Raw genomic sequence first — 15,477 nt, 5'->3', positions numbered from 1 at the left:
TTAGTGAGCGGTTTTCTTGCCAGTTTTAGCGGCTTTTACTGCAGGTTCAGCCGCTTCCGTTTTTTCTTCTTCAGAGAACTTACGACCGTAGTAAGTATCCAGCAGAATCTGTTTCAACTCTGAAATCAGCGGGTAACGCGGGTTAGCGCCAGTACACTGATCGTCGAACGCATCTTCTGACAGTTTATCTACTTTAGCTAAGAAATCGGCCTCCTGCACGCCCGCTTCACGAATGGACGTTGGGATCCCCAGCTCAGTTTTCATTTCTTCCAGCCAGTTCAGCAATTTCTCGATTTTCTGCGCGGTACGATCGCTTGGAGCAGTCAAACGCAGGTGGTCGGCTATTTCCGCGTAACGGCGGCGAGCCTGTGGACGGTCATACTGGCTGAACGTCGTTTGCTTGGTCGGGTTGTCGTTCGCGTTATAGCGAATGACGTTTGAGATCAGCAGGGCGTTAGCCAGGCCATGCGGAATATGGAACTCTGAGCCCAGCTTATGCGCCATGGAGTGACAAACGCCGAGGAAGGCGTTGGCAAACGCGATACCTGCAATCGTCGCAGCATTGTGCACACGCTCGCGGGCAACTGGGTTTTTCGCACCGTCACGGTAGCTGTCTGGCAAGTTTTCTTTCAGGAGTTTCAGCGCTTGTAACGCCTGTCCATCTGAATATTCGTTTGCCAGCACAGAAACATAGGCCTCCAGTGAGTGGGTTACTGCATCAAGCCCACCAAACGCACACAGCGATTTCGGCATATTCATGACCAAATTGGCATCAACAATCGCCATATCTGGCGTCAGCGCATAGTCTGCCAACGGATATTTCTGCCCGGTGGCATCGTCGGTCACCACGGCAAACGGCGTGACTTCGGAACCCGTACCGGATGTGGTGGTAATCGCCACCATCTTGGCTTTTACGCCCATTTTCGGGAACTTGTAGATACGCTTACGGATGTCCATAAAGCGCAGCGCCAGCTCTTCGAAGTGTGTCGTCGGGTGCTCATACATCACCCACATGATCTTCGCGGCATCCATTGGAGAACCACCGCCCAGCGCAATAATCACATCCGGCTTGAAGGAATGCATTTGTTCTGCACCTTTACGCACGATGCTCAGCGTCGGGTCAGCTTCAACTTCGAAGAACACTTCGGTTTCCAGTCCGTGCTGTTTCAGTACAGACGTCACCTGATCGACATAGCCATTGTTGAACAAGAAGCGGTCGGTCACGATAAATGCACGTTTTGCACCATCGGAAGCGACTTCTTCAAGGGCAATAGGCAGCGAGCCGCGACGGAAATAAATGGATTTAGGAAGTTTATGCCACAACATATTCTCTGCTCGCTTGGCTACCGTTTTCTTGTTGATCAAGTGCTTCGGACCGACGTTTTCGGAGATGGAGTTTCCGCCCCATGAGCCACAGCCCAGCGTCAGAGACGGCGCGAGTTTGAAGTTGTAAAGATCGCCGATACCGCCCTGAGACGCTGGGGTGTTAATCAGGATACGTGCCGTTTTCATCATATTACCGAAATGATTCACGCGCTCTGGCTGATTGTCCTGATCGGTATACAGGCAGGATGTGTGACCGATGCCACCCATTGCCACCAGTTTTTCCGCTTTAATGACGGCGTCATTGAAGTCTTTCGCACGGTACATCGCCAGCGTTGGAGACAGTTTTTCATGGGCAAACGGTTCGGATTCGTCAACGGCCGTCACTTCACCGATCAGCACTTTGGTGTTTGCAGGCACAGTGATGCCCGCCATTTCCGCGATCTTCGGTGCAGGTTGCCCCACAATGTCGGCGTTCAGTGAACCGTTTTTCAGCAGGATGCCCTGCACGGCATGCAGTTCTTTTCCTTTCAGCATGTAGCCGCCATGGGTGGCAAAACGTTCACGTACAGCATCATAGACGCTGTCTACCACGATGACTGACTGTTCTGACGCACAAATTACGCCGTTATCGAAGGTTTTCGACATCAGAATAGACGCAACGGCACGCTTGATATCTGCGGTTTCGTCAACGACAACAGGCGTGTTACCTGCGCCGACGCCGATCGCCGGTTTACCGGAGCTGTATGCGGCTTTCACCATGCCCGGGCCGCCAGTCGCCAGAATCAGGTTGATATCGGGGTGGTGCATAAGCTGGTTGGACAGGTCGACGGAAGGCTGATCGATCCAGCCGATGATGTCTTTCGGTGCGCCTGCCGCAATGGCCGCTTGCAGAACAATGTCAGCGGCTTTATTGGTCGCATTTTTTGCACGTGGATGGGGAGAGAAGATAATCCCGTTACGGGTCTTCAGGCTGATCAACGCTTTAAAAATAGCGGTAGACGTGGGGTTAGTGGTGGGAACAATACCGCAAATCAGGCCAATCGGCTCGGCAATCGTAATGGTACCAAACGTGTCATCAGTAGAGAGGACGCCGCAGGTTTTTTCATCCTGATAGGCATTATAAATGTACTCGGAGGCGAAGTGGTTTTTGATGACTTTATCTTCCACGATCCCCATGCCGGATTCGGCAACCGCCATTTTTGCCAGTGGGATACGGGCATCCGATGCTGCGAGTGCGGCAGCGCGGAAGATTTTGTCCACCTGTTCCTGAGTGTAAGTGGCAAATTCCTGCTGTGCCTTTTTCACTCTTTCGACCAATGCGTTAAGTTCAGCAATGTTGGTTACGGCCATAATGCTCTCCTGATAAATGGTAAACTCTTTCAGTCAATTGTTCGCAGGATAGAACAGTATAGATAAACGAACGGGGTGTGGTTTCGTTACCTTGCTAATCTTTTCTGCCTATTTCGCATTAATTGACTCAAAGAGCTTGTCAGCCGCCGTTGTGGTGCAATTATTGCTTTTTAAAATACTGTAACCGCCAATATCATAAATTTTTGAAATATTGTTTTGAAATTACGTCAAAACGAAGAAGATCTACGTGTCCGTTACAGCATGCGTTGAGCATACCTATTTGTGGGTGTTTTTTTTGTGATCCGTATCGACTTTTCTTTAAGCTGACACCATTCAGCAAATTGATATTGATAATACCTATCATTAACCAGATAAATTAGCTGATTTTATACCCAAAAGGGATGGTAAGGGATGGAGCGGGCACCGGAGTACGACAGAGTTGGGAGCGTTCTGGGCACAACGCTGTGCACATAACCGGAATGACCTGTTCGTATAAAACGTGTTCGCATAAACGATGCTTATATCTTAATTGAGTGAGTTATTTTACGTGTGGCCTACCCTAAGGGAATCGCGTACTCATCTTGTGCAAGATGAGTAACGAATTTGTTAAAATAATAACATTCTGGTCAGGTGATGACGCCGAAAGATAAGCATGCATCATCATTTTTGTGCTGTGAAAATGATGAAACCCACTACGATGTTTTTTTGCTCAAAATTTATAAATTGCTGAATATTTTAAAAATATCTGAAAATTGATTGAAAAATCATTGCTTATCAATGGGTTAATGATTTTATTAGACGATTGAAATAAAACATTTACCAGCCTGTAGTAAAGAAAATTAAGCAACATCAATGTAAAAATATTGGCGAATGTGTCTGCTTTTGATAGCTTCGAGTATCGACCCGCTATTCGTTATTCATCCATAAATTAATTTTATGATTTATTGGGATAATGGGCGATCTTTTCTGCTCTATGTAACGGCAATTTTTACGCATGGAGTCCGGTATGGCGTTGTATCAAGACAGGGGCGTTTATAAAGTGAAAACTCGCAAAACAAAACGATGCTTTGTTACCAGCATGATTGCCGCAGCAGTGATGGCGTCATGCGTGAATGTTCAGGCTGCGACTGTACCTGCCGGTGTTGAGCTGGCGAAAGAGCAGGCTCTGGTGAGAAACAATGGTGCTGAAGTGTCATCACTGGATCCGCAGAAAATAGAAGGTGTGCCGGAATCCAACGTCGCGCGCGATCTATATGAAGGGTTGGTGATTTCCGATCCGGATGGACACCCGATTCCTGGCGTGGCCGAGCGGTGGGAAAGCAGCGATTTTAAAGTCTGGACATTCCATTTACGCAAAGACGCCAAATGGTCGAATGGCGAGCCCGTTACCGCACAAGATTTCGTTTATAGCTGGCAGCGTCTGGCCGATCCGAAAACCGTTTCTCCTTACGCCAGCTATTTACAGTATGGTCATCTGCTGAATATCGATGACATTATCGCCAGCAAGAAATCTCCTGATACGTTAGGCGTAAAAGCGCTCGACGACCATACGCTGGAAGTGACATTAAGCGAACCGATCCCTTACTTTTATAAATTACTGAATCACTCATCCCTGTCTCCGGTAAATAAAGCGGTAGTGGAGAAATTTGGTGATAAATGGACTCAGCCGGAAAACTGGGTAGGGAATGGCGCCTACCGCCTGAAATCCTGGGTTGTGAATGAGCGGCTTGTGCTGGAGCGTAATACCCAATATTGGGATAACGCCAAGACCGTGATTAATCAGGTCACCTATTTGCCGATTGCTTCTGAAGTGACGGATGTTAACCGTTACCGTGCGGGTGAAATTGATGTCACCAATAATAAATTGCCCATTGAGCTATTTCAGAAGCTGAAAAAAGAAATTCCACAAGAAGTTAACGTTAATCCTTTCCTCTGTACGTATTATTACGAAATCAACAACCAGAAACCGCCATTTAACGATGTACGGGTACGTACGGCTCTGCGCATGGGGCTTGATCAAGACATATTGACCAATAAAGTGAAAAATCAGGGCGATATTCCCGCCTATGGTTATATTCCTCCGTTTACGGACGGCTTGAAAGCGCATACGCCAGAGTGGTTTACCTGGCCACAGGCGAAACGTAATGAAGAAGCGAAAAAACTGCTGGCGGAAGCGGGCTATACCGCAGAGAAACCGCTGACGTTTAGTTTGCTCTATAACTCGTCAGATCTGCATAAGAAACTGGCGATTGCAGCGGTCTCGGTCTGGAAACAGAATCTGGGCGTCGACGCGAAATTGGAAAATCAGGAATGGAAAACTTATCTCAGCACGCGTCATCAAGGCAATTATGACGTTGCGCGTGCCGGATGGTGTGCGGACTATAACGAACCGACATCGTTCCTGAATAGCATGCTGTCAGACAGTAGCAATAACACGGCCCATTATAAGAGCGCGGCGTTCGACACGCTGATGGCGCAGGCTGTTCAGGCAAAAACGGACGATGAACGCGCAGAGATTTATCAGCAGGCGGAATCGCAGTTGGATAAAGACGCGACGATCGTGCCGGTCTATTACTACGCGAATACCCGACTGGTAAAACCTTATGTCGGCGGTATTACCGGCAAGGATCCGTTGGATAATCTACGGGTGAAGGATCTCTATATCATTAAGCATTAATCCACCGCTGTTTACGGTTTGATGCAAATGAAGTGAGCGAACAGCGATTAATTTGGTGTTTACTCTCTGGTTACCCATTCCTGCTCTGTGGGAATGGGTTGTGAGTCGAATCGATTAATCGTTTTCTCACAGTGCTCTAATTCAGGAATCGTGCTGGGATAACTAACACGACAACATTACAGGAGAAAATAATGACACACATCACAACTAAAAAAAGAATCGCTGCCGCTATTATCGCAGCATTAAGTAGCACGATGGCTGTTTCTGCCTTTGCCGCGACCGTTCCCGCCGGCGTTCAGTTAGCAGAAAAACAGGAATTGGTTCGTAACAACGGTGCTGAAGTTTCCTCTCTTGACCCGCATAAAATCGAAGGCGTGCCGGAATCCAACGTGTCGCGCGATCTGCTGGAAGGGTTGGTGATTTCCGACGTTAACGGCAAAACCAGTCCCGGCGTAGCAGAAAGCTGGGATAACAAAGATTTTAAAGTGTGGACGTTCCACCTGCGTAAAGATGCCAAATGGTCCAACGGTGAGCCGGTTACTGCACACGATTTCGTCTATAGCTGGCAGCGTCTGGCCGATCCAAAGACGGCATCGCCTTACGCCAGCTACCTGCAATATGGTCATCTGCTGAATATCGATGACATCATCGCTGGCAAGAAATCCTCGGATACGCTGGGCGTGAAAGCGATCGACGATCATACCTTTGAGGTTACGCTGTCCGAAGCGGTGCCTTACTTCTATAAGCTGCCTGTTTACGTCGCGATGTCCCCAATCAATAAAGCCGTCGTTGAAAAATTCGGTGAAAAATGGACGCAGCCGCAAAACTGGGTCGGCAACGGTGCTTACAAGCTGAAAGACTGGGTGGTGAACGAAAAAATAGTGCTGGAGCGCAACCCGCAATATTGGGATAACGCCCACACCGTGATTAATCAGGTGACGTACCTGCCTATTGCTTCGGAAGTGACTGACGTCAACCGCTATCGCAGCGGCGAAATTGATATGACCTATAACCAACTGCCGATTGAATTGTTTCAAAAGCTGAAGAAAGAAATCCCGAATGAAGTGAAAGTCGACCCGTACTTATGCACCTACTATTACGAAATCAATAATCAGAAGCCGCCGTTTAACGATGTGCGGGTGCGTACCGCGCTGCGTCTGGGCCTGAGCCAGGATATTCTGACCAATAAGGTGAAAAACCAAGGCGATATTCCTGCCTATGGTTTTGTACCGCCATATATTGATGGTTTCAACGCGCAGACCCCAGAATGGTTCACCTGGCCACAAGAAAAACGTAACGCAGAAGCGAAGAAACTGCTGGCGGAAGCCGGTTACACCGCAGACAAACCGCTGACGTTTAATTTGCTCTATAACTCATCCGATCTTCATAAAAAGATGGCGATTGCAGCGTCTTCGATATGGAAGCAGAACATTGGCGTGGAAGTGAAACTGGAAAATCAAGAGTGGAAAACGTTCCTCAACTCTCGCCAACAGGGAACGCATGATCTGGCGCGTGGCGGGTGGTGTGCCGACTATAACGAGCCGTCTACCTTCCTGAACAGTATGTTGTCGGACAGCAGCAATAATAAGGCACACTATAAGAGCAAAGAGTTTGATGCGCTGGTGGCGAAATCTTTACAGGTGAAAACCGAAGAAGAGCGTGCTGCCGTATATCAACAGGCTGAAGCATTGCTAAATAAAGATGCAGTTATCGTACCCGTTTACTACTATGCCAATACCCGACTGGTGAAACCTTATGTGGGTGGATTAACGGGCAAAGATCCGCAGGATAATGTTTACGTGAAAGATCTTTATATCATCAAGCACTAATAATAATGGCTGGCGCACGCAGCGGTGCTGCCAGCCTTTTATAGGTACGAGCAATGTTAAAATTTATTCTTCGCCGCTGTTTAGAGGCGATTCCAACACTCTTTATCCTGATCACCATCTCGTTCTTCATGATGCGATTGGCACCCGGCAGCCCTTTTACCGGAGAGCGTAATTTACCGCCGGAAGTGATGGCGAATATTGAAGCCAAATACCATCTGAACGACCCTATTATGACGCAGTACGGTAACTACTTGCTGCAATTGGTACAGGGTGATTTTGGGCCTTCTTTTAAATACAAAGACTATTCCGTGAACGATTTGGTCGCGACGTCTTTCCCCGTTTCTGCAAAACTAGGGGTCGCTGCATTCATTCTTGCCATCGTTTTTGGGGTGAGTGCAGGCGTGATCGCCGCGCTGAATCAGAATACGAAATGGGACTATACCGTGATGGGCTTTGCCATGACGGGGGTGGTGATTCCCAGCTTTGTCGTCGCACCGTTACTGGTGCTGATTTTTGCCATTACGCTGCGGTGGTTGCCCGGCGGTGGCTGGAACGGCGGGGCCATCCAATACATTATTTTACCGATGGTGGCGTTGTCTTTGTCTTATATCGCCAGCATTGCGCGTATTACCCGAGGTTCTATGATCGAGGTTTTGCACTCTAACTTTATCCGCACCGCGCGTGCCAAAGGGCTGCCGATGCGCCGCATCGTCCTGCGTCACGCGTTAAAACCCGCGTTGCTGCCCGTGCTCTCTTATATGGGGCCGGCGTTTGTAGGGATTATTACCGGCTCAATGGTGATTGAAACCATTTTTGGTTTACCGGGTATTGGGCAACTGTTTGTGAACGGTGCACTGAACCGCGACTATTCACTGGTATTGAGTTTGACGATTCTGGTCGGTGGCTTAACCATTTTATTTAATGCGATCATTGACGTGCTCTACGCTGTTATCGATCCGAAAATTCGCTATTAATTGGGGGCGTTATGTTTTGGAATCGAAAAAACGTTAAAGCGTTAGAGAATTTCACCGAGCAGGCTGAGATCGAAGGGCGCAGTTTGTGGCAGGATGCGCGCCTGCGCTTTATGCACAACCGTGCGGCGCTGGCCAGTCTGCTTGTTTTAGCCGTGATTACCGTGTTCGTTATCTTCGCCCCGATGTTGTCGGCATTTGACTACGCGGATACGGACTGGGGAATGATGTCGGCTGCGCCGGATATGACGTCTGGACACTATTTTGGTACGGATTCCTCGGGTCGTGATCTGTTGGTTCGTGTTGCCATCGGGGGCCGCGTCTCGCTGATGGTTGGCGTTGCTGCGGCGCTGGTTGCCGTGATCGTCGGAACGCTGTATGGCGCGATGTCGGGTTATCTGGGCGGGAAAGTGGATTCGGTGATGATGCGTCTGCTGGAGATCCTCAACTCATTCCCGTTCATGTTCTTCGTTATTCTGCTGGTGACGTTTTTCGGGCAGAACATGTTGCTGATCTTCGTGGCTATCGGCATGGTGTCTTGGCTGGATATGGCGCGTATCGTGCGCGGCCAGACGCTGAGCCTGAAACGTAAAGAGTTCATTGAAGCAGCGATGGTTTCCGGTGTCTCCACGCGCGGTATCGTGCTGCGCCACGTGGTGCCTAACGTGCTGGGCGTGGTGGTGGTGTATGCCTCTCTGCTGGTGCCAAGCATGATCCTGTTCGAATCCTTCCTGAGCTTCCTAGGTCTGGGAACGCAGGAACCGTTGAGCAGTTGGGGTGCTTTGCTGAATGATGGTGCGAATTCAATGGAAGTGTCGCCGTGGTTACTGTTCTATCCGGCGGCGTTTCTGGTTGTCACGCTGTTTTGTTTTAACTTTATCGGCGATGGCCTGCGTGATGCCCTCGACCCGAAAGATCGCTGAGGGATATCAACATGAGCAAAATTGAGTTAACTGGCGCGCACGACGCGCTGCTACATGTTCAGGATCTCCGGGTAACGTTCAACACGCAGGACGGTGATGTGACGGCGGTTAACGACCTGAACTTCACACTCAACGCCGGTGAAACGCTGGGGATTGTGGGTGAATCTGGCTCTGGTAAATCACAAACCGCGTTTGCGTTGATGGGACTGCTGGCGCGTAATGGCCGTATTGGCGGATCTGCACGTTTTCGTGGCAAAGAGATTCTCAATTTGCCTGAAAGCCAGTTGAATAAGCTGCGTGCTGAAGAAATCAGTATGATCTTCCAGGATCCGATGACCTCGCTGAACCCGTACATGCGCGTCGGCGAACAACTGATGGAAGTGCTGATGTTGCACAAACGCCTGAGCAAAAGCGAAGCGTTTGAAGAGTCGGTCAAAATGCTGGATGCGGTCAAAATGCCGGAAGCGCGTAAGCGTATGAAGATGTATCCGCATGAGTTTTCCGGCGGGATGCGTCAGCGCGTGATGATCGCAATGGCACTGCTGTGCCGGCCGAAGCTGCTGATTGCCGATGAACCGACAACGGCGTTGGATGTGACGGTTCAGGCGCAGATTATGACGTTGTTGAACGAGCTGAAACGTGAGTTCAATACCTCTATCATCATGATCACCCACGATCTGGGTGTGGTGGCGGGTATTTGTGACAAAGTGCTGGTGATGTACGCCGGACGCACCATGGAATACGGGGCTGCACGCGACGTCTTTTATCATCCGAGTCACCCGTATTCTGTTGGCCTGCTCAACGCCGTGCCGCGTCTGGATGCGGAAGATGAAGTGCTGGCAACCATTCCGGGCAATCCGCCTAACTTATTACGCTTACCGAAAGGCTGTCCGTTCCAACCACGCTGCCCGTATGCGATGGATCTCTGCCATAGCGCACCAGCGCTGGAATCTTTTGGTGATGGCCGCTTGCGCGCCTGCTTTAGAGCGATTGAGGAGGTGGTATGAACAATGCGGACGAGAAAAAGGTGTTGTTAGAAGTGGACGATCTGAAAGTCCACTTTGACGTCAGAGATGATAAGCAGTGGTTCTGGCAGCCGCCGAAAAAACTGAAAGCCGTTGATGGCGTGACGCTACGTTTATATGAAGGCGAAACGTTGGGCGTGGTGGGGGAGTCCGGTTGCGGCAAGTCTACGCTGGCGCGTGCCATTATCGGTCTGGTAAAAGCGACCGACGGACGCGTTACCTGGCTGGGGAAAGACCTGCTGGGCATGAGTGCCGATGAATGGCGCGCCGCACGTAGCGATATTCAGATGATATTCCAGGATCCGCTGGCATCGCTGAACCCGCGTATGACGATAGGCGAAATTATTGCCGAGCCGTTAAACGTTTATCATCCAGAACTGGATCGGCAGACGGTGAAAGATCGTGTGAAAGCGATGATGCTGAAGGTTGGGCTGCTGCCGAACCTGATCAACCGCTATCCGCATGAATTCTCTGGCGGACAGTGTCAGCGTATCGGCATCGCGCGCGCGCTGATTCTGGAGCCGAAGCTGATTATCTGTGATGAGCCAGTTTCGGCGCTGGACGTGTCGATTCAGGCGCAGGTGGTGAACCTGCTGCGTCAGCTACAGCGCGAAATGCGTCTGTCGCTGATTTTCATCGCTCATGACTTATCGGTCGTGAAGCACATTTCCGATCGCGTGTTGGTGATGTATCTGGGTCATGCGGTAGAACTGGGAACGTACGATCAGGTCTATAAAAACCCGCAGCACCCGTATACCCGCGCGCTGATGTCCGCTGTGCCGACGCCCGATCCCGATCAGGAGCGGAACAAGAAGATACAACTGCTGGAAGGGGATTTGCCTTCGCCAATCAATCCGCCATCGGGCTGTGTGTTCTGCACGCGCTGTCCGGTTGTCGGCCCTGAGTGCTCGAAAACCCGTCCCTTGCTGGAAGGGAGCTTTACGCACGCCGTTTCGTGTCTGAAGGTCGATCCGCAGGCGTTGTTACCGGTGCAGGAAGCGGAAGTTCAGTAACCCGTTTATCGGTGACTGATGTAAAAAAGGCGTCTCCTGCGGGAGACGCCTTGCATTGCTGACAATGTACGTTGAGCGTTGATAATGGATAGATCGTAAAGACGCTGTGAATACATCCTTGTACGCTCGAGCCGCGACATCCTTGTCGCGGACGCTTTACTCTTCTATTCCATTATCACCGTTTTCGTTTCGTAAATAGAATCATCTGCGTTTTTAGACGCTTTGTGTTGAGGCGAAACGAGTTATTCTTTCCACAAAATGTGGCAAAGTTTGTGATCTTTTTCCCGACAAATCAGCACGCGGGCAAAAATATCGGTAATTTCTTCACCTTCATTCTCGGCCAGCCCAATGACGACTTCGGCAAAAAAGTCAGGGTTCAGGTCGAAATCAACGTGATCGGCCCAGTCTTCAGCAGGGTCGAATAACTCTGCGCCACCGCGCTCTTCGAATTGCAGGTTGAACAGCAGAATATCTGCCGGATCGAGGTTATCAGCCGCAAGTTCCAAAAAGATGTCGTAGGCCTGTTCCAATGCTTCGTCTTCGGTCAGGCGATTATTCAAATCCATAAGGTCATTCCTGTTAATTCCCAATAGCCTTATTAGAACACGGGAAAACGCGTATTTATAGCAGAGGGCTGAAAAAGTAGAACAGCCGCTCGACGATACGTTGCCAGTAAGGGCGGTTTTGCCACTGTGTGGCGTTTAACAGGCGGGAACGAGCGATATAATCTTCCTGTACGCAGGCTAAATCGCTGCCGAATCCAGCATCATCAATCACCAGCGTAATTTCAAAATTCAGCCACAGGCTGCGCATATCCAGATTCACCGTACCAACCAGGCTGAGCTGTCCATCGACCAGTACGCTTTTAGTGTGCAGCAACCCGTCTTTAAATTGATAAATTTTCACGCCTGCGTCGAGCAGCTCTGTGAAAAACGCACGACTGGCCCAACCGACCAATACCGAGTCGTTTTTGTATGGAACGATAATGCTGACATCGACCCCACGCTGGGCGGCGGTGCAGATAGCGTGCAGCAGATCGTCGCTGGGCACGAAGTAGGGGGTCGTCATGATCAACTGCTTACGTGCTGAGTAGACGGACGTCAGCAGCGCCTGATGAATCATCTCTTCTGGGTAACCGGGGCCGGAGGCAATAACCTGAATGGTGTGGCCGCTCTCCTGTTCGAACGGCATAACGTTAACATCCGGCGGTGGCGGAAGCAGGCGCTTGCCTGTCTCCATTTCCCAGTCGCAGCAGTAGATAATCCCCAATGTGGTCGCCACTGGGCCTTCAATGCGTGCCATCAGATCAATCCACTGCCCAACGCCCGCATCTTGTTTGAATAAACGGGGATCGACCATATTCATGCTGCCGGTATAGGCAATACGGTTGTCGATCAGGATGATTTTACGATGCTGTCGCAAGTCCATGCGGCGCAGGAACGCACGGAACAGATTGACTTTCAGAGCTTCGACCACGTCGATCCCTGCGGTGCGCATCAGCTCAGGGTGATGCTGGCGGAAAAATTGTACGCTGCCAGCTGAGTCTAGCAGGATACGGCAATGTACCCCGCGTCGTGCTGCCGCGATAAGCGAAGAGGTCACTTGCTCAACCAGACCACCGGGTTGCCAGATGTAAAACACCATCTCGATGTTGTTACGCGCGAGTTCAATATCTCGCAATAACGCTTTAATGGTGTCATCAAACGTGGTCATCAACTGCAACTGATTGCCTTTAACGCCGCCAACCCCTTGCCGCCTTTCGCACAACTGAAATAACGCGCTAGCGACTTCGCTGTTTTCCGTTGCGAAAATACGGCGATATTCTTTTAATTCGCGTAGCCATTTCGCCGTTGATGGCCACATTTTGCTGGCACGTTCGGCTCGGCGTTTGCCGAGATGGAGCTCGCCAAACGAAAGATAAGCGACAATACCGACAAGTGGCAGAATATAAATCACCAATAGCCAAGCCATCGCAGAAGGCACCGCCCGACGTTTCATCAGAATACGCAGGGTCACACCTGCAATCAGCAACCAGTAGCTAAAAACCAGTAACCAACTTATTACGGTATAAAATGTCGACATAAAAGCGGCACTGTTCCCTTCTGCAAATAATTAACAAAGTGTACGCATAGATTTATAAAAGGGGAAATGCCTTTCCTCTGAATATCCCCGTCATACTTCAAGCTGCATGTACGTTGGCTGCGTTCAGTCACCCGAATCACTTACTTATGTAAGCTCATCGGGATTCCCTCTCTTGCCGCCTTCACGCAACTCGAATTATTTAGGGGATAAACGTTATATAAGAAGAGAATGGCGGTGAGCGTGATTCACGGATTGTCGCCGTGAATGAGGGGGGTATAATGCCCAGCGCGAGTGGATTAACAAGAGTCGCATAATGAAACGCAGTCGGAATGAAGTGGCCCGCTGGCGGATGTTGCGTCAGGTTCAGCGTAGAAGAAGTCGCTGGTTGGAGGCTCAATCACGGTCGTATCGCCATATTCGCTCTGCCCGTTATCTGCAACAAAAGCAGCAACGGCGGGCATTGCTCTATGCGGTAACCTACGACTGGTAAGCCAGTGAGGAAAATAGCGACCTGAAGTATGGTCGCTATTTTTTTTAGCTTATTCCCTTATCGGCTCATCCCATAGCCGGAATGCGCGGTGTCATTTCTTGCTGATCAATCATCAGGTTAACCTCAGCCTCTGTTGAGGGCAGGATAAACAGCGAGACTGACCTATTTAAGCGTTCCGTTTGCTCGAGCAGTGAGGCGAAGGTGTGTGCGGAGGCTTCAACCTGTCCCGCATTTTCTCTGACGGTGTCGTTCAGCGTACTGAGCCGGGCGGTGACTTCATGAATGCTCTCGTTCTGCTGGTGCGATACTTCCGAGATCTCGCTCAGAAACGCGCCAGTCCCTTTCGCTGTCTGAATAATGTTCTGCAGGCTGTCATTCAGTTTGTTCACCAGTCGCGTTCCGGCGGTTACGCTGTTATCAGAATCACGAATCAGTACATTAATATTTTGTGCAGAATGGCTGCTTTGCGAAGCCAGGGTGCCGACTTCCCGTGCGACAACGGCAAAACCTCGGCCCATCGCCCCGGCTCGTGCGGCTTCAATGGCGGCGTTCAACGACAAAATATGCGTCTGAAACGCCACGTTCTCAATCATCCCTATGGCTTCTGTCATCTCACGCGTTCTGCCTGCAATGTCTGACATCGCCGCTTTGACGTCATTCATCATCGTCTCACCCTGCGCAGCGATTGTGCTGGTATCTTCTGCGTGCAAATTGGCCTGTTGGGTATGCTGGGTATTTTGCTCAAGATGCTGACTAAGCTGAATAATATGCTCGGTGGTGATTTTGAGCTCGTGGGATTGGCGGTTTGCCTGTTCGGAAAGCCGATGGTTATCTGCCGCTACCCGATCGACCTGCGTCACCATATGGTCAACGCCCTGGCGAACCTGATTGACCAAGGTTACCAAACCTTCCTGCATTTGAATGACGCTGGCGTTAAGTTGTTCAACTTCGCGTGTACCGCGCGTCTTTGTATTGACCGCATGCGAAAGGTCACCCTCGGCGATCCGTTTTAAATGGGCAATGATGTGCGTCAGCGGACGAATAATGATACGACTTACGCCAATCCATACGGTGATGGCGATCGCCAGCAAGAGGCCAAGAACTGTAATGAAAATCGTTTTTGCGTTATCGAGAGAGGATAAAAATTGTTGGCCATGCTGTTTTTGTAGCGCATCGGTATCTTGCAGGTAGTGTGAATACTTCTGGGTAAAATCGCTTTGGTAAGCCTGTACCGGAACGGCAAAGAAAATATCGATCTGATTGGTGGTTTTTATTCCCTCAGCTAGCTCGACAAGCCCGGAATAAAGCTGGTTATAGCTCTTTTTCAAATCGATAAACGCCGCGGTGTCCGCTTCAGCCGTTGTAACCGTCCCCAGTAATTGGTAGTGCTCCTGTGCCTGTTTGAGAGACACTTCCGCCTCATCCATCAAGCTATGCCAGCTACCTTCAGACCCCGTTTCTTTGTCTACTAACAGATAAATGCCCGCGCGGTTGAGTTTATCGCTGGCACTCATCACTTCCATCCGTGCTTTATCCATTAACGCTTGTTGCTGACGCAGGTTCTCGTTAGCGGAAATATCTTGCCGAACCTGAGTCATCGTTTGCGAAATGACGCCGACGGAAACCAATTGCAGAAAAGAAAATAACCCAATGATCAATAACAATCCGGAGAGAATACTGAGGCGATGACGGCGGCGGATAGGTACAACACCGTTTCGCAAAATCGCAGGCATTAACATGATTGCTGACCCTCTATAAGTGAATAGCGGCCAAACTATCATTGTTAAATGA

The 15,477-nt window shown here is 50.0% G+C and carries 11 protein-coding genes; 7 read left to right on the top strand and 4 right to left on the bottom strand.

Annotated elements, in window-relative coordinates; genetic code table 11:
• Positions 1 to 2,676 (bottom strand): bifunctional acetaldehyde-CoA/alcohol dehydrogenase, encoded by a 2,676-nt coding sequence (adhE, locus tag DMB82_RS11035; protein WP_102117608.1) that lies wholly within the window; start codon positions 2,674 to 2,676, stop codon positions 1 to 3.
• 1,078 nt (positions 2,677 to 3,754) lie between these two features.
• Between adhE and oppA (DMB82_RS11030) the strand changes: the two genes are divergently transcribed.
• The 6 genes from oppA (DMB82_RS11030) to oppF all read left to right on the top strand — a co-directional run bounded on the left by oppA (DMB82_RS11030) (position 3,755) and on the right by oppF (position 11,114).
• Positions 3,755 to 5,353 (top strand): oligopeptide ABC transporter substrate-binding protein OppA, encoded by a 1,599-nt coding sequence (oppA, locus tag DMB82_RS11030; RefSeq protein ID WP_267132210.1) that lies wholly within the window; start codon positions 3,755 to 3,757, stop codon positions 5,351 to 5,353.
• 191 nt (positions 5,354 to 5,544) lie between these two features.
• Entirely contained in the window at positions 5,545 to 7,182 is a 1,638-nt protein-coding gene (oppA, locus tag DMB82_RS11025; protein ID WP_102117610.1) for an oligopeptide ABC transporter substrate-binding protein OppA, read from the top strand.
• Between the two features lie 53 nt (positions 7,183 to 7,235).
• A complete protein-coding gene (oppB, locus tag DMB82_RS11020) occupies positions 7,236 to 8,156 on the top strand; it encodes an oligopeptide ABC transporter permease OppB (protein WP_102117611.1) in 921 nt (306 codons plus the stop codon).
• 11 nt (positions 8,157 to 8,167) lie between these two features.
• Positions 8,168 to 9,076, top strand: a complete 909-nt coding sequence (oppC, locus tag DMB82_RS11015; RefSeq protein ID WP_102117612.1) for an oligopeptide ABC transporter permease OppC — start codon at positions 8,168 to 8,170, stop codon at positions 9,074 to 9,076.
• A gap of 11 nt (positions 9,077 to 9,087) precedes the next feature.
• Positions 9,088 to 10,083 (top strand): ABC transporter ATP-binding protein, encoded by a 996-nt coding sequence (oppD, locus tag DMB82_RS11010; RefSeq protein WP_102117613.1) that lies wholly within the window; start codon positions 9,088 to 9,090, stop codon positions 10,081 to 10,083.
• Positions 10,080 to 11,114 (top strand): murein tripeptide/oligopeptide ABC transporter ATP binding protein OppF, encoded by a 1,035-nt coding sequence (oppF, locus tag DMB82_RS11005; RefSeq protein ID WP_102117614.1) that lies wholly within the window; start codon positions 10,080 to 10,082, stop codon positions 11,112 to 11,114. The genes oppD and oppF overlap by 4 nt, the downstream gene beginning before the upstream one ends.
• A 242-nt stretch (positions 11,115 to 11,356) precedes the next feature.
• On the opposite strand, the gene DMB82_RS11000 is transcribed toward oppF, so the two are convergent.
• Positions 11,357 to 11,680, bottom strand: a complete 324-nt coding sequence (locus DMB82_RS11000; RefSeq protein WP_102117615.1) for an HI1450 family dsDNA-mimic protein — start codon at positions 11,678 to 11,680, stop codon at positions 11,357 to 11,359.
• A 55-nt stretch (positions 11,681 to 11,735) separates the two neighbouring features.
• Entirely contained in the window at positions 11,736 to 13,196 is a 1,461-nt protein-coding gene (gene cls / locus DMB82_RS10995; RefSeq protein ID WP_102117616.1) for a cardiolipin synthase, read from the bottom strand.
• A 313-nt stretch (positions 13,197 to 13,509) separates the two neighbouring features.
• On the opposite strand from cls, the gene DMB82_RS10990 reads away from it, so the two are divergent.
• Positions 13,510 to 13,686 (top strand): YciY family protein, encoded by a 177-nt coding sequence (locus DMB82_RS10990; RefSeq protein ID WP_125176083.1) that lies wholly within the window; start codon positions 13,510 to 13,512, stop codon positions 13,684 to 13,686.
• Between the two features lie 65 nt (positions 13,687 to 13,751).
• On the opposite strand, the gene DMB82_RS10985 is transcribed toward DMB82_RS10990, so the two are convergent.
• Positions 13,752 to 15,425, bottom strand: coding sequence for a Tar ligand binding domain-containing protein (locus tag DMB82_RS10985; RefSeq protein ID WP_102117617.1), 1,674 nt, complete (start codon positions 15,423 to 15,425; stop codon positions 13,752 to 13,754).
• Between the last annotated feature and the right edge of the window lie 52 nt (positions 15,426 to 15,477).

This window comes from Pectobacterium aquaticum (assembly GCF_003382565.3).
GTDB lineage: Bacteria > Pseudomonadota > Gammaproteobacteria > Enterobacterales > Enterobacteriaceae > Pectobacterium > Pectobacterium aquaticum.
This window is presented reverse-complemented; position numbering and strand designations above follow the sequence as displayed.

Excerpts from the sequence above, each read along its gene's own strand:
- adhE (WP_102117608.1), bottom strand. The coding sequence starts at position 2,676 with ATGGCCGTAACCAACATTGCTGAACTTAACGCATTGGTCGAAAGAGTG.
- oppA (WP_267132210.1), top strand. The coding sequence starts at position 3,755 with ATGATTGCCGCAGCAGTGATGGCGTCATGCGTGAATGTTCAGGCTGCG.
- oppA (WP_102117610.1), top strand. The coding sequence starts at position 5,545 with ATGACACACATCACAACTAAAAAAAGAATCGCTGCCGCTATTATCGCA.
- oppB (WP_102117611.1), top strand. The coding sequence starts at position 7,236 with ATGTTAAAATTTATTCTTCGCCGCTGTTTAGAGGCGATTCCAACACTC.
- oppC (WP_102117612.1), top strand. The coding sequence starts at position 8,168 with ATGTTTTGGAATCGAAAAAACGTTAAAGCGTTAGAGAATTTCACCGAG.
- oppD (WP_102117613.1), top strand. The coding sequence starts at position 9,088 with ATGAGCAAAATTGAGTTAACTGGCGCGCACGACGCGCTGCTACATGTT.
- oppF (WP_102117614.1), top strand. The coding sequence starts at position 10,080 with ATGAACAATGCGGACGAGAAAAAGGTGTTGTTAGAAGTGGACGATCTG.
- DMB82_RS11000 (WP_102117615.1), bottom strand. The coding sequence starts at position 11,680 with ATGGATTTGAATAATCGCCTGACCGAAGACGAAGCATTGGAACAGGCC.
- cls (WP_102117616.1), bottom strand. The coding sequence starts at position 13,196 with ATGTCGACATTTTATACCGTAATAAGTTGGTTACTGGTTTTTAGCTAC.
- DMB82_RS10990 (WP_125176083.1), top strand. The coding sequence starts at position 13,510 with ATGAAACGCAGTCGGAATGAAGTGGCCCGCTGGCGGATGTTGCGTCAG.
- DMB82_RS10985 (WP_102117617.1), bottom strand. The coding sequence starts at position 15,425 with ATGTTAATGCCTGCGATTTTGCGAAACGGTGTTGTACCTATCCGCCGC.